Below are 262 nucleotides of genomic sequence, written 5' to 3' on the forward strand. Positions count from 1 at the left end.
GCCCGCGTCACCCGAATGGTACAGAGCAACCGCAACCATCCGTGCATTATCATCTGGTCGCTGGGCAACGAGTCCGGCGGCGGCGGCAACCACGAAGCGCTGTACCACTGGCTGAAACGCAACGACCCGAGCCGTCCGGTGCAGTACGAGGGCGGCGGCGCGGATACCACCGCCACCGATATTATCTGTCCGATGTACGCCCGCGTCGAACGCGACCAGCCGATCCCGGCGGTACCCAAATGGGGGATCAAAAAATGGATCA

The 262-nt window shown here is 63.0% G+C and carries 1 protein-coding gene; it reads left to right on the forward strand.

Features of this window, described 5'->3' with window-relative positions:
• Positions 1-15: 15 nt before the first annotated feature.
• On the forward strand, positions 16-262 hold a 247-nt coding region (locus tag B4920_RS26705; RefSeq protein ID WP_305847134.1), incomplete at its 3' end, for a glycoside hydrolase family 2 TIM barrel-domain containing protein.

It is taken from the genome of Zoogloea sp. LCSB751, from assembly GCF_002028455.1.
In the GTDB taxonomy this organism is placed as follows: domain Bacteria; phylum Pseudomonadota; class Gammaproteobacteria; order Burkholderiales; family Rhodocyclaceae; genus Zoogloea.